Source organism: Parabacteroides sp. AF48-14, assembly GCF_003477465.1.
GTDB classification, from domain to species: domain Bacteria; phylum Bacteroidota; class Bacteroidia; order Bacteroidales; family Tannerellaceae; genus Parabacteroides; species Parabacteroides acidifaciens.
On the sequence record NZ_QUDI01000060.1, the window covers coordinates 1 to 23,107 of the forward strand.

At 44.9% G+C, this 23,107-nt stretch carries 16 protein-coding genes, 1 rRNA gene and 1 pseudogene; all 18 read right to left on the bottom strand.

Annotated elements, in window-relative coordinates:
* A 16S ribosomal RNA gene (locus tag DW083_RS20015) occupies positions 1 to 96 on the bottom strand; the annotation flags it as partial.
* Between the two features lie 1,149 nt (positions 97 to 1,245).
* Positions 1,246 to 2,238 (bottom strand): FimB/Mfa2 family fimbrial subunit, encoded by a 993-nt coding sequence (locus DW083_RS20020; protein WP_122333629.1) that lies wholly within the window; start codon positions 2,236 to 2,238, stop codon positions 1,246 to 1,248.
* 108 nt (positions 2,239 to 2,346) lie between these two features.
* Positions 2,347 to 3,930 (bottom strand): Mfa1 family fimbria major subunit, encoded by a 1,584-nt coding sequence (locus DW083_RS20025; protein ID WP_122333630.1) that lies wholly within the window; start codon positions 3,928 to 3,930, stop codon positions 2,347 to 2,349.
* 48 nt (positions 3,931 to 3,978) lie between these two features.
* Entirely contained in the window at positions 3,979 to 5,814 is a 1,836-nt protein-coding gene (locus tag DW083_RS20030) for a DUF4906 domain-containing protein (RefSeq protein ID WP_233552309.1), read from the bottom strand.
* Positions 5,811 to 8,555, bottom strand: coding sequence for a hypothetical protein (locus tag DW083_RS20035; RefSeq protein WP_233552310.1), 2,745 nt, complete (start codon positions 8,553 to 8,555; stop codon positions 5,811 to 5,813). Before DW083_RS20035 ends, DW083_RS20030 begins: the two co-directional genes overlap by 4 nt.
* Positions 8,556 to 9,003: 448 nt before the next feature.
* Positions 9,004 to 10,182 (bottom strand): glycosyltransferase family 2 protein, encoded by a 1,179-nt coding sequence (locus DW083_RS20040; protein ID WP_122333633.1) that lies wholly within the window; start codon positions 10,180 to 10,182, stop codon positions 9,004 to 9,006.
* A 36-nt stretch (positions 10,183 to 10,218) separates the two neighbouring features.
* The gene (gene lysA / locus DW083_RS20045; RefSeq protein ID WP_122333634.1) at positions 10,219 to 11,376 is read right to left on the bottom strand and encodes a diaminopimelate decarboxylase; all 1,158 of its coding nucleotides are present in this window, start codon (positions 11,374 to 11,376) and stop codon (positions 10,219 to 10,221) included.
* A 65-nt stretch (positions 11,377 to 11,441) separates the two neighbouring features.
* Positions 11,442 to 12,754: pseudogene (locus DW083_RS20050) on the bottom strand (aspartate kinase).
* Between the two features lie 64 nt (positions 12,755 to 12,818).
* Positions 12,819 to 13,496 (bottom strand): cell division ATP-binding protein FtsE, encoded by a 678-nt coding sequence (locus tag DW083_RS20055; protein WP_122333635.1) that lies wholly within the window; start codon positions 13,494 to 13,496, stop codon positions 12,819 to 12,821.
* A gap of 5 nt (positions 13,497 to 13,501) precedes the next feature.
* A complete protein-coding gene (gene hisIE / locus DW083_RS20060; protein ID WP_115498093.1) occupies positions 13,502 to 14,098 on the bottom strand; it encodes a bifunctional phosphoribosyl-AMP cyclohydrolase/phosphoribosyl-ATP diphosphatase HisIE in 597 nt (198 codons plus the stop codon).
* Between the two features lie 128 nt (positions 14,099 to 14,226).
* Positions 14,227 to 14,982 carry an imidazole glycerol phosphate synthase subunit HisF gene (gene hisF / locus DW083_RS20065; RefSeq protein ID WP_122333636.1) on the bottom strand — a complete coding sequence of 252 codons (756 nt, stop codon included), beginning with the start codon at positions 14,980 to 14,982 and terminating at the stop codon, positions 14,227 to 14,229.
* An 18-nt stretch (positions 14,983 to 15,000) separates the two neighbouring features.
* On the bottom strand, positions 15,001 to 15,720 hold the full coding sequence (hisA, locus tag DW083_RS20070) for a 1-(5-phosphoribosyl)-5-[(5-phosphoribosylamino)methylideneamino]imidazole-4-carboxamide isomerase (protein WP_122333637.1): 720 nt from the start codon (positions 15,718 to 15,720) through the stop codon (positions 15,001 to 15,003).
* Between the two features lie 6 nt (positions 15,721 to 15,726).
* Positions 15,727 to 16,317, bottom strand: a complete 591-nt coding sequence (gene hisH / locus DW083_RS20075; RefSeq protein WP_115498090.1) for an imidazole glycerol phosphate synthase subunit HisH — start codon at positions 16,315 to 16,317, stop codon at positions 15,727 to 15,729.
* A gap of 259 nt (positions 16,318 to 16,576) precedes the next feature.
* Positions 16,577 to 18,454, bottom strand: a complete 1,878-nt coding sequence (locus tag DW083_RS20080) for a RagB/SusD family nutrient uptake outer membrane protein (RefSeq protein ID WP_233552311.1) — start codon at positions 18,452 to 18,454, stop codon at positions 16,577 to 16,579.
* Between the two features lie 30 nt (positions 18,455 to 18,484).
* Entirely contained in the window at positions 18,485 to 20,173 is a 1,689-nt protein-coding gene (locus DW083_RS23180) for a SusC/RagA family TonB-linked outer membrane protein (RefSeq protein ID WP_233552312.1), read from the bottom strand.
* A complete protein-coding gene (locus DW083_RS23185) occupies positions 20,149 to 20,580 on the bottom strand; it encodes a hypothetical protein (RefSeq protein ID WP_233552313.1) in 432 nt (143 codons plus the stop codon). The genes DW083_RS23180 and DW083_RS23185 overlap by 25 nt, the downstream gene beginning before the upstream one ends.
* 36 nt (positions 20,581 to 20,616) lie before the next feature.
* Positions 20,617 to 21,549 carry a SusC/RagA family TonB-linked outer membrane protein gene (locus tag DW083_RS23190; RefSeq protein WP_233552314.1) on the bottom strand — a complete coding sequence of 311 codons (933 nt, stop codon included), beginning with the start codon at positions 21,547 to 21,549 and terminating at the stop codon, positions 20,617 to 20,619.
* Between the two features lie 391 nt (positions 21,550 to 21,940).
* Entirely contained in the window at positions 21,941 to 22,816 is an 876-nt protein-coding gene (locus tag DW083_RS20095) for an Rpn family recombination-promoting nuclease/putative transposase (RefSeq protein ID WP_122333638.1), read from the bottom strand.
* Positions 22,817 to 23,107: the final 291 nt, after the last annotated feature.

Consider the following 23,107-nt stretch of genomic DNA (forward strand, 5'->3'; position numbering starts at 1 on the left):
CCACCAAAGTATTGCTACCTCGTGCTGCCCCTCGACTTGCATGTGTTAAGCCTGTCGCTAGCGTTCATCCTGAGCCAGGATCAAACTCTTCGTTGTTAAATTGTTTTTTATATACCTTTGCTCAGAATCTCGTTATTTATTGTAGTTTTTGACGGTATGTTTCGTATTATACTATACGTCTCTTGTACTACTTGTTGATATGTAAATCTTTCAAAGAACTTGCGCTTTCTTGCGATTGCGGCTGCAAAGGTAAGGACTTTTTCTAAACAACCAAATGTTTCGGAAGAAAATTTGAAAAGTTTTTTTCAAGTGCTCCGGCGGTTGGAATTTTGCTTAGCGTCGCTAACCTCATCCCCTACTCGGGTTACCTTCGTTCATCATGTTGACTACTGCCGTTCTCTCTCGAATGCGGGTGCAAAAGTACTGCCCTACAACATAACTTCCAAATCTTTTTGCAACTATTTTTTCATCGGAATGCAACAGGTTTGCGGGATGCGCTGAAATGCTGGGAGTTACGGGAGAAACTTTTTTTCAAGGCTTGGAAGACATGAAAACAAGGCGGTTTCTATTACTATATAATGTACGAGACAGGGAGAAAATCTTATTCACTTTTGCAGAATCAACAGCCTATATTTATATTATCATATAATCAGACTTAAAGGATCCATTCAGTCTCTAAAAAAGTAGATAATGCATAGGGCTTATTGTAAAAAACTCCTTTTTCAGATTCGAAAGACATCCAAAACAGAACAAATGTTAATCCACTTTTTTGGCCTCAAAAAGGGACTTTTTCCGCTTTTTGGAGCGTTTTCAACAATTACGACCGTCCTCTTTGCCATTGTGACCGTGCTAATGTGTAGTGCACTCGGCACCTCGCGAAGATTAGCACGGTCGTAATGGCGATTTGGACGGTCGTAATTGGAAAAAGGACCGTTGTAAGGGCAAAAAAGACCCCTAATTTCCTTGAGATATTCGGAACGCCGTCCGTTTTATTTTCAAATATTCGATTCTCCGGGAGTTAAGCTTTATCACTTTGCCAGTGTTTCCGGTTTTCGGCAATCAAAAAGGACACTTTTAAGAAAGACCTCCGCAGCTCATCCGGACTATTGTCGGAAAAGAAGGCTAAATACTTGAAAAAAGTCAATTCAAAATGGACTGACTTTTCGGATGAAATAGAAAAAGAGCAAAAAAGGGGGTTATTGTATAATTTTCATTTTAAAGCTTCATCTGGTTGACTTAACCAAATCACATCCCGCCTTCAGTTTGAAGGTACCAGGTCCAACCATTGATTTGAATCTGCAGGGCTTGCCACAAATCGGAGGAGGAAGAAGAGTCGGCAAAGAAAAAGACGATTTTGTATTCATCTTCCCGGTCAAGATATTCCTGTACCTTCCGGCTGTAACCTTCCATTGCAGTCATGGCAAGGTAGTCGATCAGGTTGATATCGAAGACCTTCTTTCCGGTTGCCTTTTCGGTCACAGTAAAACGGGTATGCCGGTCCTCCATGAGGCGCATCGTGTTTAGTTCGACCACTGCTGCCGAAGTATTCTTTTGTTCTTCATAATAAGGCCGGTAACTCAAGGCATCGTCGTCCAGCAACGAATTGTCGTACGCCATATAGCCGTTCGACTCGACAATTTCATAACTATAATCATCCACATTCAAGTTCCAGGTTCCGGAGGAACTGTTATCTGCTTTCCCTTGGGAATACCCTTGAAACACGAAGCGCACTTTGTTCGTATTCTTTATTAGGCTTATTACTTCCGTCTGATTTGTCTTTCCGGTAAAATCCACATGGTTAATCCCGCCATGCCAAAGCGGTTCCAGTTCCTTATCAATAATACGGGACTGTTCACGTTTCAGCTTCAGTTTCATTTCTGTGATATCAGACTCTCCCTTTGCGGAAGCAATGTCGTACGAGTCATGCGCACCTGCCCACGCCAGAAACTGGTATTCCCCGACAGGCAATTTGACTTCCATCCGGTAATTACCCGTAGCCAACGCATCGCCCCCCTCCGTTTGCCGGAACAGGAATTTGCCGTCTTTATCGAAGACATAAAGCTCCACCTTATCCACTTGGGTATAGAATGCATCCGTAAAAAGCATATTATAGTCGTATTTAAACTGGACATATAAACTGCATTCCGGCATTTCCTCCCGGACACATGAGGTCATGAAACTGACGACAGCGAAAAAAGTCAGCAAAGCGATGTTACGTATCAGGCTTTTTGAGTTCATATTTCTATTCTTTCTATTTTTGAGGGAAATACTAAAGTGAAGTTGCGGGAGACAAGCTCTCCCACAACTCCTCAAACAAAACTAAAGCAAGCAAATAGGTCCAAAAAATTAAAATTCTTCTACTTGTTTATACCATGTCCACGGGTTGACGTTGATTTGGATAGACAGCCAGTTACCACCATCTTCATCCGGATCTTTTGGGCTTGGCTCTGGAATCGTAGGATATCCCGGGTGATTAAACTTACTGACTGAGATATCGTAATAAGAGTTACGGACTACTCCAAATTCTCCTAATGCATTAACAATCTCATTTGTATCATCATGTCTGATCATGGCTCTGTAATAACAAACACCTCCAACATAATAAGTGAAACTACCAACTGTTCTTGCCCGGTCATCCTCTAATTCTATAGCAGATTGTGCAGCCTCAAATGCGGTCATTGCAGTTGCTATTCCAGCTTCGTCATCAGGTATAGTTATTTCGTTGATACCTAAATCTACCAAATATTTATTAAACGCATTGGTTAGTGGCATCGGAACAACGCCTCCATTAGCATTAACCTTTGCTGTCAACTCTGTTTCAATCCAAGCCTTTAATGTCTCAAATGTATAATAACCGGTATTGATGTACATCCAGTCTGCATTATCTCCTTGGCGACCTGTAGTCTCTTTATTCGGTAATTTATATTCAGTCGGGATAAATTTTATTTTGAATAATACATGTGTCGTATAAGCATGCACATTATTTATTGAATCCTGTGTATTTTCAAGACAATATTCGTCTGTATCGCTCTCTTTCCATTCCAAGCCCTTATCTTCTGCATAGACATTGTATTCTTCACTATCTTGCGTATTATAATTAGGGTCTATTCTGTAAGAACCTAATTTATAATCGTCAAACGGTGTACGGAAACCACCTCCATTTTCTTCAAACCATGTTGGAAGTCTTTTTGAAACAGGAAAATACTTTTTATTTGTGACATTCAAGAGCCATCCGCCATTCTCAAGTTTAATCTCAGCCTTAACCTCATCATCAGCAATCGGATTAATTTCAACATGCACTTTTGCAACTACGCGGTCGAGCTTGATAGACAATGGAGCTTTCTCAGCCAAATCAGCAGTTTTATAAAGCGTCAAATCCGAATCAACGCCGTCAGATTTTGAAGGTTCCAGGCCTCCTTTAGCATTTGTCATCATAAAGCCATCATTCTCATTTGATATTATAGACGCGTCTTCCTTTATAGCCTTATTAATAACGCTATACGTTTTCCCTGAAGTAGATTCTGTACTTGGAAATTCAGAGGAAGGATTTGCAACTATCAAAATACGTTTGGAAGTTGCCGGTACCTGAAAGGCTTCTCCAATTCCCACAGCTTGTCCATTTACAAGTCCTGCCTGATCAAGCGTTAATACAATATCAGCAGTCACTAAAGGATCTGAATCAGCGTCAAAGAAAATCGCTCTGACTTCCTTTATTGTTGATTCCGCCTCCGTCGCATTTTTAATCGGATCCGAATTCAATCCACGCGTCGAACGCGTTGAAGGAGTGATCACCTTCAAAGACACCCACGCATCCCCTTTGGGGTCTGTGACGATCCCGCTATCATCTCCCCCTGAGCCGACGTCGTCTTTACTACATGCGGCTAATAGCATTGCCGCCGATGCAAACATCAAAAAAAACTTCGTTTTCATTTTTCTACAATTTAAATGTTATTAATTAACTCTCTCTTATCTATTCTACTAATTCACAGACATCCCCGCCTGGGAGATGTATATCTTGATTCTTTTTACCGTACTGCCGCTTGTCGATGTTTTCGGATCGTGAACGGTTGTCAGATAGACAATTCCGTTTCTCGCCCCACCGCGGTTCGGCTGTACTTCAATATATATTCTTCCATTGTCCACCACGATATGTTCCGTATCGTTCCGGTCGCTTCCCGAAATTGCCGGTCGCAGCTTTATCCAGTCAACACCGTCTTCCACATCCCCGGACAGACAGTAATAATTCATAATCTGAACTTTTGCATTCGTATTCTCTTCCGGTATATATTGCAACACATCGCCTGCCGCAGAAATCATATCCCGCTGCCTGATATGAATCTGTTTTTCCAGATTTCCTAACTTCAGCGTGACGTATGCATTATGCTTCTTTACTCCCTCCAAGGATTGATTGTCTTCGTTCCATTGCAGCCAATTCCGAACCACAACATCAACTGGAGTTATCCGGGGACTGGAGGCATTATTTTCTTTTATCGGAATCATACTATTGCCCGGAGCCAGGGCAAATGAATATTCGACTGAATCCCGATTGGCCGTTATGGCATTGGAATTCGGGAAGTTCACCTGGCAATCCGTCGATATCTTAAAAGCCTCCAAAGTCGTAGAATCGCGGGTATAAGCAATAAATACAGAGTTACTCACCGCCAGATAATAGTCATTATTCGCCATAAATTCGTAAGAATCCGTATCGTCCACCAATATCTCGAAGTTGAGATCCGTATTGGAAGCTTTAGACGCTTTGGCATCAGCCACAGTATCATAGCCCGGCCCCTTGACCGTTTTAATGGTAAACTTGTACGCACGGTTACGAAGGATGTTCAGTGGCTGCAAAGCATTGTCCACAAGCGCCATCTTATAGTAAAAATCCTTACTGTTCTTATCCTTGTCCGTATAGGTTCCCTGAATAATCATATAAGGTTTGCCCTGCTGGTCGAACTCATACAGATAGACCGGACTTTTCTCCGTACTTTGTCCTCCCGACACCGCCTCGGCTACAGCCAAGAGGGAAGAATAAGACGCATCGACCTGATATTCTGTCCGGTTACCCGTATTATCCGGTATAGAACCATCTAAATTGTGCAACAGTCCTTGCAGGGGGACATTGACAATTGCCGTTATCCCTTTCAACTTAAAGTTTGTGGCATTATTGGCCACCGACATTTTAGCGACTGCCCGGATCAGTTGCAAGGATGTACCATCGCTGTTTTCTATTTTTATGTCCTCGTCTATCCGGTCCACCTCCAATGAGGCACTCATCGGAAAAAGTTCACCGGAACCACTATACGGAATACCTAAAAACGGCGAGGAAGCCAATGGCACAGTCCGCAAATTCCGAGATACCTGGGACAAAGAGGCGGAAGCTAACCGGGATGACAAATTACTTTCATCAAAATCATACACTGTCGCGTCGTCACCATAACAGAAATGGCTTGGCGGATTAGCCAATATCAGCAGCTGATATTTACTGCCGGCAGGCTGTTTGGTCAACACCACAAATCTTTTTCCTGCTGATGACTCATAGGCCTGCACTGCCTCAACAAAGGTAGCACTACCGCCATGTCCCTTGAAGACAAGCACCCAAGGTGTCATCCCTACCGTATTTTCATCATTTACCCCCTTGGTTGAAGGAATCGGATATGAGTTCGCACGGGCAAAGATTTCAACCCGCACCTTGCCATCCGGCGTCTCCCCACCATCCGGACGCCCGGATGACAAGACCTCGTTTTCGCAAGCCGCCATCAGCACGAGTAACATCATGCAGAGAAGATTGATAGTCTGTTTTGTCTTTTTTCTCATTTTCTTACACATCTGATTGAATAGCCGAAATGGGCACTCATTGATTTAGGCGCTGGCGACGCGTAGTTGAGTTCCATACTCCAAATATTGCCGAATGGCGTACCGGTCTCTCTTGGAACGTTTTCAACCATTACTATGTTTGTCCACCCGGGTGCGACGGACGAAGACCAGTAATATCCGGTTTCGCCGGCATATTCCAGACTACCGTCTTGGTGCCACCTTCTTCCCGCCGCCGGGAAAAAGACGGAGGCATCGGTCGTAGGATTAAACAACAGCGTACCCCCGAAAGCGGCATTCGCATTATACAGAGAAACACCATTATAAGCAATTGTCTTGCCAGTTCCCCTTTCACTTCCGTTAAGCATCGTTCCAGTTTTAATCGGTCGCCGGTCGAAGAAGCCATCGGCATAATATCCATACTTCACATTCTCCAGGATTTGGGGTTTATACAGTACTGTCCTCATGCTCACATCGTAAGGCATTGTTGAAGTATATGAACTGCCATCCCCCTGCATCGGTTCCTGAAAAAGAGACATTCGCCAATCAGACTGGTTTACCTGGTCTGCATACGTTTTGCTATTCACCGCAATCCGATCGACCGGTCCATCCGTAGGACGACGATAGCCATCAGGACAGATTTCGTAATAATCTTCAAACTTTGTCCCCTCCTTAGGGCTCCATAAAGGAGGCGCTGATATATAGGATATACTCCAGCCATCTATAATCCAGGGCGGAACAGAACTACTATTCACCGGATAATAGGCACGGAGGGCCAATTCCGGATTGCTAACCGGTAAGCCCCATTGGAAATGCGCTCCCACCTGGGTCGGATATTTGACAAAATCAACCGAAGTTCCCAGATTTTCTTTATCAATGCTGATCCAAGGCTGCTTCGTCTCCGGTTTATCCCTGAAAACTTTTGCCGTCAGGTTATAAGGAGAAAACTTCGCCCCATACCCACTTCCGGAACTTCCGCTCCGCATCAGATAATCCGCTTCTCCGCCCTGCCGCACATACAGCCTGGTCTTCACATCATTTCCGCTATCTACATACGTAACATCCACTGCTCCATATCTGGGAACACCAGAGATATTATCCCCTATGAGTCCAATCCGGAAGTAGATACGACTTTTCCCTGTTACCTCATATCCGTTTTCCTCTTTATAGGCATTCGGTATGACAGGATAATCCTCTGCATCACCCGGAGAGTCTGTCCCTATTGCCGGGTCAAAACTGGGAGTCGAACTTATAATGATAAAGTCCCTGTATTCCTCCGGAACGGTAGCCTTCCACGTATTCCAGTAACTATAGCGGTTCCCGCTAATCACCCGCTCACCAGTCTCGTTATCGGCAAAAAAAGCTCCGATATACGGATGTGACCATTGGCTTTTCTCACTATTTACGACAAAATCGGCACGCTTCCCTTCCTGCTTGACGTGAACCAGGATTGTCCTTGTCAACGGATTCTTCATTTCCAATACGCTGTCCGCATTCAGGGAATAGCTGTCGGCTGCTGTCAGGCGGACCTCATACGTTGTTTCGCCTATCTCGTTGGGACGATCCAGCAGAATGTCCATATACCCAGCCCCCGTAGCCGGATTGTATAAAAACCGTTCATCCTTGTTCGGGTTCCACGACTGGGTGGATAAAGCGTTGAAAATAGTGTTTGCATCCAATTCTTTCCCCGAACCTACATCTTTCACTGTGTTTTCCACCCTCACCACCGGCATATTGGACCAGAAGGAGATACGCGCGCCGTTAAAATCGGTGATGCGGACATCTGTTTCCGAGACATTCAATATCCGGTTGCCCGCTATATCCCACTCGTTATCGGTCGAGCCCCATTCCGAAGCTTCGATATTGACATCCAAAGACTCGCGGATAATGCCAGTCAGATCCAGTTTCGTATTGATCGGAAGACTGTAATTCACAGGAGAAGAAGATATCTTCAGTTTGGCAGAAGGCGGATACTTCTCTTTCATATTGATGGTGAAAGTCACCGCCTGCATTTCGTCATCTTTCGTTTCCAGCTCATTGGCCGGCAAAATAACGCGGCTTATCCGCTTCGCCCATGTCGCTCCTGTGACAGAAGAAGTCGTATCCGCAATATATTTTGTATCCCGGGAGAACTTACGGGTAACGGAATGGTTGACGGACGGCCCGTTATAATGAGCGGTCAGTGGCACTAAATCCGGTACTCCGCTAAAGGTTATGCCCTCGAAATAATTGTCGAAATCAGCTTCGGCTTCCACTGCCACCAAGACGGCGTCAAACCGCACACCAAGCCGGTCAAGCTTCAATTGAAGCAAGGAGACAGATGTCCCGTCACTCAATTTCGCCCCTTGGTTTTCTGGCAGAATCGTAACATTATTGATTTCCTGTATCATGGGAATGATCCGGTCGGAAGTAAAAAAGCGTTCCGGATAAGCGATACTGTTCAAGTCGGCATACTTGGAGATTCCATCCAACCGGCTTTCGATAATATTATCGTCCGGTTCATTGGCCAAAAAGACAAAATCATACTTCCCGGCGATAACAGGATGCCGGATGATATCCCCCTCCGATGTATTATAGCGTATGTTCGAGATGCAATCTTGCGTATTAATATCGAAAGTCAGAATACGGAGTGTTTCAATCGTATAATCTTCAGGACTGCCTGCATGTGTAGCACTCTGGCTTCCCATCCCCTGAATCTCTATAAACGAACCGTTAGCCTTGCGATCGATGAGACTTTCATCCACACAGGAAAATAGTACAAATAAGAATAAAATGCCAATTATGCTTCTATACACCATATACTCTACACATTAGTCAAAAGGACTCCACACCTGCTACCTATACGGCAGGTGAAATATTAATAATACTTGATGATGTTACGGAATTATTTCCCCGATCTCCCCTAAAACAACAATGTATCCTAAAGTAAATTGAAATCATTCATCACACTGCAAATATCCATAAATAGAGTAGAATAAAAAAGGATATATATTTCTGATGCTGAAAACGTTTTTTTCAAAATACGACTAATTATGTTGTAAAGAAATAGTTGTTTCGCTAAATGTAAACAATAGGGTAAAAACAAAACGGTTATTTGCAGTATTCGTGTATTTGTCAGAAATAAGGTTTCAAATATCGCAACTGGCAATCATTGAGATGAGAGCCAATGATTGCCAATGCCTCGGCCGGTTATTATATTTTGGAAGTAAAATCTCTCTTCCCTTTGAACATACGATAAATGCGGACATAGATGTTGTAAGCCGGTTGGATAATTTCCAATATCGGCAACCAGGCAGTCAACGTTTTTTGCTGTAATAACAGAGCTGCTTTCCGCATGACGACAGCTTTTGTAGTGAATCGGAGAAGCAACAGCAAGCCGGCCAACACCGAGATCAGCCAGTTTCCTAAAAGCCCGATGATGAATGTGGCGGCAGTCGCAGCAATGAAAAGCAGATTACTATAATTCTCCATCCTGTAAAAGGCCAAAGAAGTCCCTTTGTAATAGCGCTGTGTAGCGGCACGGGACACTTTCATCTCTTTCCAGATGCCGATGTCTTCTATTTTTTCCATTTCCGTGATGGAATCCGCTTTATATTGCACCTGCGTGTTGGTCCTGGTAGCCGCTTCATTGATAAACAGATCATCGGCTCCGGCATGGAGGTTCAAGGATTTCGAATAGCCTTTATGGGCAAAGAACAGCTCCTTGCAGTAGGAAAGATTCCGTCCGTTTCCGGTAAAAGGATGCCGGGCAAGGGCGGAAGACAGCATTTGCAAACCGCATGTCAGGTTATCATAAGCAATAAGTTTATGAAGCAGTCCTTCTGTATGGCGATAAGCACAAAAGCCTAACACAATCTCGGTTTCCCGGTTATAAGTGCCCGCCATTGTTTTGATCCATTTCGAACCGAGCGGACGACAATCGGCTTCGGTAAAAAGCAGGATATCATGACGGGCAGCCTTTATCCCCATTGTAAGCGCCAGTTTTTTATGGCTCAGGTAATGGGTGTCGACAGGAACATATGTATAATAGATATGTTTATATTCGTTGGAGAAGAGTTTCAGGATATCTTCACTGTCTGCGTCGGAACCGTCGTTAACCACGATCACTTCATAATCCGGATAGTCCTGCGTCAGCAAAACAGGCAGGTTCTTACGTAAATTCTCCGGCTCGCCATGTGCATAGACAATGACGGAAACAGGCTCGACTTCCCGATCCGTCGTCACTCGTTCTTCCCTTTCCGCTTTCTTTGCCGCCCGCAACGGACGTGCGTATGTGACCAGATAATAAAGTAACTGGATAAGAAACAGCCCGGCCGTTATTCCGACCAGGCTTAGTTCTATATAATTAAATGTAAATAACTCTTTTATCATTTCTCCGGAATTTGTGCAAAGGTAATAGAAATACTTTTACAACGTATCCGAATAGTACGCTTTCGGCAGTTTCCGGCAGTTGTATTGGGAAGCCATTACTTCGCCATAAGCGCCGGCAGAACGCAGGGCGATCAGGTCGCCGCGATGCGCACGGTTCAGTTCGACATCTTTGCCGAATACATCGGACGATTCACAGATAGGGCCTACAACATCGTAAACTTCTATTTCTTCGTCGTTAGTGATGTTTTCCATGCGGTGATAGGCGTCGTACATGGCCGGACGGATCAGTTCGGTAAAACCGGCATCCAGGATGCAGAACTTCTTCGTTTCGCCCACCTTAACATACAATACTTTGGATATCAGCGAACCGCACTGCGCCACGATCGAACGGCCAGGCTCGAAATGAACTTGCTGTCCGGGACGGAGTTGCAACAGTTTGTTGAATACGGCAAAATAGTTGTCGAATGCCGGAATAGGCAAATGGTTCGGATGATAGTAGTCGATACCGAGGCCGCCGCCGAAGTTCAGGTTTTCTACTTTCAAGCCACGTGCTTCCAGCTCCTCCTGTATCTCGTTGACACGAATCGCCAGGCCACGGAAAGCAGCCATGTCTGTGATCTGCGAACCGATATGGCAATGGATACCGATCAGTTTGACGTGTTTCAGTTTGGCTACCAAATCCAGCACCTGTCCGAGTTGGCTCAGGTTGATACCGAACTTATTCTCCTTCATGCCGGTTGTGATTTTAGCATGCGTATGAGCGTCCACTTCCGGATTGATACGGAGGGCGATAGAGGCGACTTTGTTCTTGGCTGCTGCCAGTTTGTCCAGAACCTCTAACTCAGCTGCCGATTCAACATTGAAGCAGTAAATATCATTGTCCAGTCCTAAGTTGATTTCCCAGTCTGCCTTGCCGACACCGGCATAAACGATCTTGCCGGCCGGGAAACCTGCGTCCAATGCAGCCTGTATTTCACCGCCACTGACGCAATCCGCTCCCAGTCCATGCTCTGCAATGACAGAGAGGATGCGGGGATTGGCATTTGCCTTCACTGCATAGTGGACATGATAACCATACTTTCCGGCTTCGGTCGTCACCATATTGAGCGTCTCTTTCAACAGATCAATATTATAATAATAGAAAGGCGTCGTAAGCGCCTTGAACTGGTCTATTGGGAATGTTCCTTTGAGCATATTATGATATAAATTATATAAAGATAAATAAGGGCAGTCTGAATAGGCCGCCCTTATAGAAATATTTAGTTATTGAATAAATGATCGCTTAACGCTTGCAGTGCTCTCTTCTTGTCGGAGGCTTTGACAAGAAGCGAGACGTTGTAGTTACTGCCGCCGTACGAAATCATTCGTACCGGAACGTCTTTCATTGCCTGGACGATGCGGGCTTCGAAGCGACGTTGTCCCATTCCAGGTCGCCGACAACACAGACGATCACCATATCTTCGTCTACGGTAACCGTTCCGTATTTCTTCAGGTCATCCACGATTTCTTCCAGATGTTTGCGACTGTCGATTGTTACGGAAACACCCACTTCGGAAGTCGTCACCATGTCGATCGGAGTCTGGTAGTTTTCGAATATTTCGAATACTTTACGCAGGAAGCCTGTTGCCAACAGCATGCGGCCGCTCTTGATCTTAATGGAAGTAATATTGTCTTTTGCGGCAACCGCTTTGATTTTACCTTTTTCCGTTGCGTTGGAGATCATGGTTCCCGGAGCTTCCGGTTGCATAGTGTTCAGCAGGCGGACAGGGATGTTGTTCAACTTGGCCGGCAGGATGCAGGTCGGGTGCAGGATCTTGGCGCCGAAATAAGCTAATTCTGCCGCTTCTTCAAAGTGCAGGTGACGCACCGGAGATGTTTTCTCGACGATACGCGGGTCGTTGTTGTGCATGCCGTCGATATCTGTCCAGATCTGGATCTCTTCAGCGCCGATAGCCGCACCGATCAGGGAAGCGCTATAGTCGCTACCGCCACGCTGCAGGTTGTCGATTTCGCCGTAAGCATTGCGGCAGATGTAACCCTGTGTGATAAACAGGTCGGCATCCTTATGTTCGTTCAGCAGTTTGACGAGCTTTTCTTTGATATATACGGGATCCGGTTCTGCATTCTTGTCCGTGCGCATATAGTCCAATGCCGGAATCAGGACGGAGTTTACTCCGCATTCGTTCAGGTAGAGGTTCATCATGCCCGTAGAGATCAGTTCGCCCTGAGCCAGGACAACCTTTTCTTCAAACAGCGTGAACAGGTCTTTTGTGAATGTACGGATATGATCGAAATGAGTTTTTATCAGTTCTTTGGCCTTCTGCTTATATTCGTCGGTGCTGTAGAGTTCTTCAATATGGCCGTAGTATTTCTGAGCCAGTTTATTGATGACCTCGTTCGCTCCGTCAGGGTTTTTCTTGTACAAGTAATCCGAAATTTCAACCAATGAGTTGGTTGTACCGGACATGGCAGACAATACTACAATGTTACGCTCTCCCGTAATCAGTTTTGCTACACCTTTTATTCTCTGTGCAGATCCCACAGAAGTACCGCCAAACTTTAAAACTTTCATTTTCTTTTACTATATTAATTTGTTCTTCTTCGCTTTAAATGCGTGTGCAAAGTTACATAAAAAATTATTCTCCCACATCACTCAGGCAGGCATTCTCGCATTTTACTATACGCGCGGGATAATTATGTACCAACGTATAGTTGTGAGTCGTCATAATGACAGCCGTTCCTTTTCGGCAGATGTCGTGCAAAAGCTGTACGATCTGCCCGCTTGTTTCCGGGTCCAGATTACCGGTAGGCTCGTCGGCCAGGATCAGGACCGGATCGTTCAGCAGGGCGCGGGCGATCACGATACGTTGCTGCTCGCCTCCCGAGAGTTCGTGCGGCATCTTATAGCCTTTGTCCTGCATGCCGACCTGCGACAGCACGTCATTGATCCGTTCGATTATCTCGCTCTTCTTTTTCCATCCGGTAGCCTTCAGGACAAATTCGAGGTTTTTGTTTACCGAACGGTCGGTCAGCAATTGGAAATCCTGAAAGACAATACCTATTTTCCTGCGCAGGTAGGGAATGTCTTTCCGCTTCATCTTGCAGAGGTTATAGTCCAGCAGCCATGCATCCCCGCGTTCAATGGGAATTTCGCAGTACAAGGATTTCAACAGGCTGCTCTTGCCGGAACCTACTTTTCCGATCACATACACAAATTCTCCGTTATGGAGCGTGAAGGAAGCATCGTGGAGGATCACATTCTCTTCACGGCAGATTTCCACATTATCCAGTTTGAGCAGGGTTGTTTCTTCCATTGCTGTTATCCTTTATGTCTGCTTTTCAGTTCGCGTGCGAGGTCTTCGATGCGAAGTCCTTTGCTCGTCAATAATACGATCAGGTGATAGATCATGTCGGCAGCCTCGTAAACAAGCCGGTCGTCAGTTCCGTTGGTCGCTTCGATAACAGTTTCCACCGCTTCTTCGCCCACTTTCTGTGCCATGCGGTTGATGCCTTTCTGGAACAAGGTTGTCGTGTAGGAACCTTCCGGCATTTCCTGGCGGCGCTGTTCGATGAAGTTCTGCAGATATTTGAGGAACATGATATCTTCCACATTCTTCTCACCAAAACAAGTATCGGCGCCTGTATGGCATACGGGACCGGCCGGAATGGCCTTGATCAGCAAGGTGTCGTTGTCGCAATCGACTGCGATGTTGACTACCTGGAGCGTGTTTCCGCTTGTTTCACCCTTCATCCAGAGACGGTTTTTCGTACGGCTGAAGAATGTGACTTTACCGGTAGCTTTTGTTTCTTCGTAAGCTTCTTCGTTCATAAAGCCCAACATCAATACTTTGTTTGTGTTGTTGTCCTGAACGATGGCGGGAATCAGCCCGCCCATTTTTTCAAAATCTAATTTCATCTTTTATCTTGTTGTTATATATTTTCGTACCAGTGTTTATGTCTTGGCGGACTCGATCCGCCATCTCATCCTGATGTATATCAATTTAGGATGAGTTTGCGGGTCAAGCCCGCAATGACACGCGTCCTTTAAATGCGGACGTTGATTCCTTCTTTATGGAGATACTGTTTCAAAGTGCCTATTCCGATCTCCCCGAAATGGAAAACGCTTGCCGCCAATGCAGCGTCAGCCTTTCCGAGAGCAAAAGTGTCACGGAAATGTTCCATCTTTCCCGCTCCGCCCGAAGCAATGACCGGGATATGCAGGTTGTCGGCCAGCGTCGACAACGCCTCGTTGGCGTAACCGTCTTTCACGCCGTCGTGCGTCATGCTGGTGAACAGGATTTCGCCCGCCCCCAAACTTTCCGCTTCGGCAGCCCATTGGAACAGATGCTTCTCCGTCGGAATACGTCCTCCGTTCAGGTAACAAAGCCAGTCGCCATTCTCGAAATTGGCATCGATGGCAACTACGCATACCTGGCTGCCGAAGTTTTTTGCAATCTCTTCGATCAGTTTCGGATTACGCAGCGCAGCCGAGTTAATGGAAACCTTATCAGCCCCGGCACTCAACAGCCGGTCCACATCTTTCATCTCGTTGATGCCGCCGCCAACCGTAAAAGGGATACTGATATTAGCCGCTACCTTTTTCACCAATTCCGTAAACGTTTTACGTCCTTCGTGCGAGGCGGTTATATCCAGATAAACCAATTCGTCGGCTCCCTCGCGGCTGTATTGTGCGCCCAGTTCGACCGGGTCGCCGGCATCGCGGAAGTTTACGAAATTGATTCCTTTGACAGTCTTTCCATCTTTTATGTCCAAACAGGGGACTATTCTTTTGGCAAGCATATATAATCGTTGTTTTTATCAGGTGAAGCGGATCAGATCTTCCAGCTGTATCTTTCCTTCGTAAATCGCTTTACCGAAGATTACAGCCGGAATACCCGCCTCAGCCAGTTTCTCAATATCTTGTATGGAACTTACCCCTCCGCTGGCTATCAGACAGAGAAAAGGTATTTGTTCCCGTATTTCTTTATAAAGGTCGATCGCAGGACCTTGCAACATGCCGTCGCGGCTGATGTCCGTACAGATCGCTTTCGTGATTCCTTTGTCGTAATAATCCCGGATAAAGGAGATCAACTCCTTGTCGGTCGTCTCCTCCCATCCGCTTATTGCGATCTTTTTATCTTTGGCATCCGCTCCGAGAATAATCTTCTCCGGACCGAACTTCGTAATCCAGGAAGCGAACACTTCCGGGTTCTTTACTGCGATACTTCCGCCCGTAACCATCTGTGCGCCGCTCTCGAAAGCGATCTCGAGGTCGCCATCCTGCTTCAGTCCGCCGCCGAAATCGATAATCAGCGACGTGCGGGTCGCCACGCGTTCCAGTGTCCGGTAATTGATGATCCGTCCCTGGCGCGCGCCGTCAAGGTCTACCATATGCAAACGGCGGATGCCATGATCTTCAAACATCTTGGCAACCTCCAAGGGATCTTCGTTATACACTTTCTTGGTGTCGTAATCGCCCTGCGTGAGACGTACGCATTTGCCGTCGATCATATCTATAGCCGGAATCAACTCTATCATATCAGCTTACAGTTTTAAAAAGTTACTCAATATAACCTCACCAACCGAACCGCTCTTTTCCGGGTGAAACTGGGTCGCATAGAAATTATCTTTATGCAGAGAGGCACTGAACGGAAGGATATATTCGGTCGTAGCTGCGGTATAATCATTCACTGGCACATAGAAACTATGTACGAAGTAAACAAATTTGTTCTCCAATTGCTTGTTGAACAGCCCGTCTTTAACATCCGTAATCGTATTCCATCCCATATGCGGAACCTTGTCCGTATGTTTTTGCGGAATAAAACGCTTGACCTCCGTATCGAAAATGCCCAGGCAATCGGCGTCTCCTTCTTCCGAATGGCGGCACATCAACTGCATGCCCAGGCAAATGCCTAAAACCGGCTGCTTCAATCCTTTTATGATCGCATCCAGTTTATGTTCTTTCAGGTGATCCATTGTAGTCTGGGCTTCACCAACGCCCGGAAAGATTACTTTATCCGCTTTACATAGCAGTTCCGGATCTGCCGTGACAGTTGCTTCGACTCCCAGCCTTTTCAGTGCATAACTTACGGAGTAGATATTTCCGGCATTATATTTGATAATGGCGACATCCATTGTTGCTCCCTTTTTTATATTGAGCTGCAAAACTAACAAATTATCATGACATATAGATGTATGCTTTATGAAAAGTTGCAGAATAGATGCTATTTGTGATAAACTGCAGAGTCCGCCCGAAGAATGCGAACCTGTCATGATGATTTAGCAGTGTGTTTGTCAAAGTACCCAGATTTGTAGGGGGGATGCGTCAAAAGCCCCATTTATAGCGTGACACATCCCCCTTTCTTAGAATCTTAGAATTGCCGATACGGCCTGCCTATATAGCAGCATTAATAATACCCTTCATTTTGAGCCTCCTCCGGAGATGGCTTTGGCGACAGGCGGTCGATATGATCTGCGGGATCGGGCGAAGTTTGTGATATTCCTTTATGTTAGGAGCGGCATCCGGATTAAATTTCTTCACACGTTCGTACAAAGTCTCCGTACGTACCAAATCTTCCCAACGGTTCATTTCGCCATAAGTCTCACGGGCACGTTCATCCAGCATGAAATTGATAAAATCATTACTCAAATCAGCAGGAGTTACCATCATAGCCTTTTCGGTTGAACCGGCTACATCAGCCATATTGCCACCGTCGACCTGCCACCATTCCTGCGGTTTTGCTTCACCTTCCTTATAGGCGGCACGCTTGCGAACGACATTTATCAATTCTGCAGCTTTCTCAAAGTTCCCCATACGGCCATAAGCCTCGGCTGCAATCAGATAAGTTTCACCCAGACGCATACGAACAAAGTTACGTCCTCCCTGTTCATAGTTCATATCCGGACGTTGCGTATCCAACCATTTTTTCAGGCAAGGGAAATAGTGGTTCGTATTCTCATCCACCGGAATCAGGGTATAACGGCATTTGGCAATATCCAACTGCATTTGACGATCTTTTGCCTTGTCAATCACAGCACCTTTATAATCCTTTGCTCCATAATATTTCGGAATAAAATAAGCAGCTGTATCACCCAATGTGAACTTCGGTTTACCAACTAATTCAGCAGGAGTTTCATACAACAAATCGTTTGTGGTCTTACCGTTTTCATCCACATAATAATATTTATCTTCCCATACAGGGATAGAGGATTCTTTATTTGCATAGAATACCCAACTAAACATTTTATACATGCGGGAATCGTTCAGGTGATCGAACAGTTCGGTCTGTAAATAAGGAGTCGGCTTCACACGTTTCCAAGCACGTCCCTGTTGAAGGTCACGCTGTAATCCCGGTAACTTTTCATAAGTCGGAACCCAATACAAGTGCATCTTGTTTCCTTCAGAGCCATTAAACAACACATCGTTGGTAAACTCGACGCCCCAGATTGTTTCAGATGATACTTTCTGCCTGTCCTGGTCGATGGTAGACAGATAATCGGCTTCCAATGCAAACTTTCCGGAGTTGATTACCGCTTCGGCAAAATAAGCCGTGCTATCCATATCGGTGGGCTGTTGTCCACGTTGGTCTTTTACGGCACTGCCTCTTGTCAGATAAACCTTTGAGAGCAAATTGGCTGCTGCCCATTTAGTGGCACGGCCACGATCCGGCTGCATGGCAACATCGGGTAAGACATCAAATGAATAACGTAGATCGTTAATAATAAATGCATACAGATCGGCAACCGAAGCACGTGGAAAATCAGTTATAATCTGGGAAACATTTCCCTCGCTCAATAAAGGGACACGTCCGAACTGCTGAACCAGGTCAAAATAGAAATAAGCACGCATAAAACGCAATTCACCTTCACGGGACACTTTCTCGGCATCCGTCATATCTCCCACTTTCGGCAGATACATCAAAGCCGTATTGGCACGTGTGATCCCTTTAAATGCATTTTCCCAGAATTCATATAACATCCCGAAAGAAGAATTCAACTGGTTACTATACTTGTTAAAAGCATCCTTATTGCCGCCATCGGCACCTTCCCATACATAATCCACACCATATTCGGTCAAGCAATAATAACGTTCGCCCCCGACATACCAGCGCATAGTCGAATAAACGCCATTCACAGCTGTTTCAATACCTGTCTTTGTTTCCAGATAGTCATACGAAACGCCGCTGACAACCTTTTCGTTCAGGAACGATTCGCACGACACACCGGCTACTGCCAATAAAGACAACACACTATATTTTATTATATTCTTCATAATATCGTCTATTTATTAATGTTAGTACTATTAGAAACTAAGGTTTACGCCAAAAAGATAAGTTCTCGGCATCGGCTCGTTGAAGTCACTGCCACTTTCCGGGTCCGTACCTGAATAGCTTGTAAACACGTAGGCGTTCTGCACGGTGGCATACACACGAAGTTTCTGGACACCCATACTCTGCAACAAAGTCTTCGGCAACGTATATCCTAAAGTCACCTGGCCGATTCTAAGGAAAGATGCATCTTCTTTATAAAGAGAGGATATGTAGTTCGGATTTTCGTAATCAATATTCGGACGCGGAGCCTCATTACTGCGATTACTGATCGGATTACCGTTTTCATCTTCCCCAATAATACGCCAATAATTGACCTTTGCACCGTTATAACGTCCGTTCAAACTCCATCCCCGATCAAAAGATTTTGTTTGTCCGAAGGATCCATTCAGGAAAAAGTTAAAATCAAAATCCTTATAATTAAAATAGTTGCTCATGCTTAAGTTCACAGTCGGATCTTCATGTCCCAAGATAAAGCGATCTTCAGAAGTAATCTTATAATCTCCGTTACGATCGACAATCTTGATATCACCCGGTTTAAAAACTCCTCCCCATTTTTCCAGTTCGGCGGCATCTTCCAATTGCCAGATACCATCAGCCTTATAGTCATAAAAGACCTTTACAGGCTGTCCTATAAACCATTTATTACCTTCATCATCAACTTTACCATTATATAGTTCAACGATCTCTTCCTTATTTACGGAAAACATCAAGTCAGTCGTCCATTTAAAATCCTTCGCTTCGATATTTACGGTATTCAAGGTGACTTCCAAACCTTTGTTGCGGATATGACCGATATTGGTCGTAACATTACCGAAACCGGATACGATCGGTAACTGGCGGTCCATCAACAGATCTTTCGTATTCTGGAGATAAAGGTCTACACTACCCCCGATACGTCCGTTCAAAAAGCCAAAATCGAGACCGGCATTCCACTGTTCTGTTTTTTCCCATGACAAGTTCGGATTCGGCATTTCTTTCTGATAAAAGGCTAAGACACCATTCGAACCATAGCTATAGCGACCGTATTCCAGGCTACCCTGTGTCTTATACGGATCGATGGCTGTGTTACCGGTAATACCCCAACCAACTCGCAACTTCAGGTTACTCAATACATCGACATCTTTCAAGAACGACTCTTCTTTGATACGCCATGCAAGAGCGGCTGAAGGGAATAACACCCACTTATGCCCCGGAGCCAGGCGGGAAGAGCCATCGTAACGGGCTGAAACAGTCAACAAGTAGCGATCCTTAAAGTTATAGTTGATGCGTCCCATAAAAGAGGCTAAGTTCCAACGCTGATAGTCGCTTGATACGGATTCGATCGTCTGCGCCGATCCCACGTTATTCCACTGTTGATTCTCGTAAGGCAAATCTTTCACTTTAATTTCAGACTTTTCATATGTCTCCTGCTGGATAGATTGCAGGAATGTCAGGCCGAGGGTATGGTCTTTATGGAATGTTTTGTTATAGAACAAAAGGTTTTCCCACGTGTACATGCGGCGGTTATCACGGGCATTGACAGCGCGGGCTGCACTGCCGGAACGGTCTGCACTGAGTGCTCCATAAAATTCATTACCGTACCAGGGACCGATATCTATACCCACATTGGAACGGTAGTTAATATCGAAAGGCAATTTCACTTCCAAATAGTAACTACCCAAAAACGATCCTTTTTAATCTCCTTCTTTTGATGTTCCAAATTCAGAAACTGATTCCAAAGCTGCGGGTCATTTCCCGGACGCGAGGTGATTATATTCCCATCCGCATCATAGATATCCGCTAAAGGATAAACGTTTTTCACATCACTATACAGGTTTCCTCCATTATTCCGGTCAATATGGGAAAATGAAGTCGAACCACCCACTTTGACATACTTATTCAGTGTCCAGTCAAAATTGACACGAACCGAATAACGGCGGTAATCCTGCCCTTTCACAATACCATCCTGTCCGAAATAAGTGGCAGAAGCCAGCATCTTCAACTTCTCTGTTCCCCCTCGTACACTGACTTCATGATTATGAATAGGAGCAATCCGTAATGCCTCGTCCGTCCAGCTATTGTAAGGCAAACGGTCAGGACACCAGTTCCCATTTTCATCATAAGCTTATTCTATTTTTCCAATTACATTCGGGTCGGCATTGAAATAACCGATTTTCCTATCCCAATCCAAAGTCGGGACAAGCGGGTATGGAGTTGTTTTCGACGTTGCCCGGTTTGCTTCGCGCACCAAGTCAACCCATTCGGCTCCATCAAACATATCTATCGTACGGGCGGCCTGCTGCACTCCGACATAGCCGTTATAATCGATCTGGACTTTTCCTTCCTTACCTTTTTTGGTCGTCACCAGAATAACGCCATTGGCACCGCGTGAACCGTAAATAGCAGTAGCCGACGCATCTTTCAGGACCTCTATGGATTCAATATCCGAAGGACTCATCTCATTCAAACCGACAACGATAGGAATACCATCCACCACATATAGCGGATCGTTTGTCGCCTTTAACGAACGGTTTCCACGAACGCGTATATTCGCTTCTTCACCCGGCTTTGCACTCGTCTGTATAATGGTTACGCCAGCTGCACGTCCCTGCATGGCCTGCACTGCGCTCAACGAAGCAGTCTCCTGTAACTTCTCCCCTTTGACAGAGGCGACAGAGCCTGTCAGGTCACGCTTCTTGGCTACACCATAGCCGACAACAACTACTTCATCCAGATTTTGCAAATCTTCTTTCAATGTAATAATCACATTTTCCTGTCCTTTGTAAGAATAGTCCTGTGGTTGATAACCGATGTAGGAAACGGCCAGTGTCACAGCCGGTTTAGAAATAGTAAAGGAGAATTTACCGTCAATATCGGTAATAGATCCGTTCGTAGTCCCTTTTTCGACTACGTTTGCACCGATGATAGGCTCACCAGTCACATCCTTGACAACGCCTGAAACCATATGCTGGGCATAGGAGAGCGTGGTCGTACACACACAAAACAAAAAGACTAACATAGATAGATGCAGCCTTTTAAACGTTTCCGTTTTGTTCATAATAATAGTAAATTAGGTATTCAGCAATCCCCGGACTGAATGATTTTTTCATAAAAAGAGGCGTGGGAACTGTTGATATATCTTATATTGAGGCCTTCGACTGCCCGACTAAGTGATATAAACAACAGCCCACGCCCTTTTAACTTGTATACGCGCACATGCTGACGCATGTATATATAACAAGGAAAGGAACGTGAGCGTTTTGTTGCCTATTATCCACTTAGTCTGAAATTGTAGAAGTTTCAATATAAGGATAATATCTTAAAAACGCTTCTCGTTTATCTAATAAAATGCATTGACCCACAACGCCATGCAGGTGTACATGGAGGCAAAAATAGGCCTTATTTTTCAATAAACAAAGAAAAAAGAAAAAATAATGTAAAAATGAGGATTACAATCCGTTAATTTCTTCCACCGACAAACCGGTACATTGTGCAATCGTTTCAATATCGATTCCCTGCTTTTTTAAATTGACAGCAATAAGACGTTGCTCCTCGGCTTTACCTTTCTCCATCCCATCTTCAAAACTTGTATCAAGGGCGGCAGAAAGGTCGCGCTCGACGGAAAGGCTCAATTCATATTCCAGGCGTTGGTCGGGGGTCATGCGCTCTACCTCCACGATGCTTTTTAGCTTGCGGAATATCTGATTGTTCAGTTCTTGGGGTAATCGTTCCATGATCTCGATGTTATTTAAAACGTATAACCACTTCTTATAAAGTGTGTCGCACTCATGCAAAGGTAATACAAATTTTGGCATTTCAAGATAGATTTCATTCAGTGTTTCACTAAACGGGACTTTCAGTTCCCGGTCCATACGCACTACATCCCAACGGTATTTATGGGGCAATGACGGTTCCATTACATAGTTCAGGACGCAGACAACGTAGACTTTACTGATCTGGTAGTTCCATCGTTTGCGGATCTTTTCGTCCGGCTCTTTTTCTAACTTTTCCTTTACGATCATGGACTGTTGCTGAATGGCAAACGAAGCATAATACAACACCCTGTCGGAGAAATACTTCTGACGGCTTTTCTGCATCTCACAAATGAATACTTCCCCTCTTTCGTTTTCACAGAAGATATCGAAAACGGCACGTCGCTGATCCTGCTTCAAACCGAGCATCTCGACATTCCGAAATGTGATATCAACTATTACTTCCTGTTGAATAACTTCATTTAAAAAGCTGATAATAAGATCTTTGCTTACTTCACTGCCAAAAATTTTCTTCCACCCAAAATCCGAAAAGGGATTGATAAATTTGTCCATAATTAATTGTTTTAGTTATTACTATTAAGACTTCTTTGGCAAAGGTAGACAAATATTGTATATAGGGTGAAAGAAATGAAATTATTTTCACAGATATTCATATATTGAAGAGAATTTGAATATCTATTGTTTCAAAATTAAGAATATTTGAATCAAAAGAGCAGGCTTCGTAGAGGCAGTTCGCGAACTGCCCGGGTAGCGACGAGGATATATTTGTTTACACGGAGGGCGGTTCGCGAACCGCCCCTACGAGGCCTGTTTGTTTCATATTTGGCAAGTTTTGAACCTCCT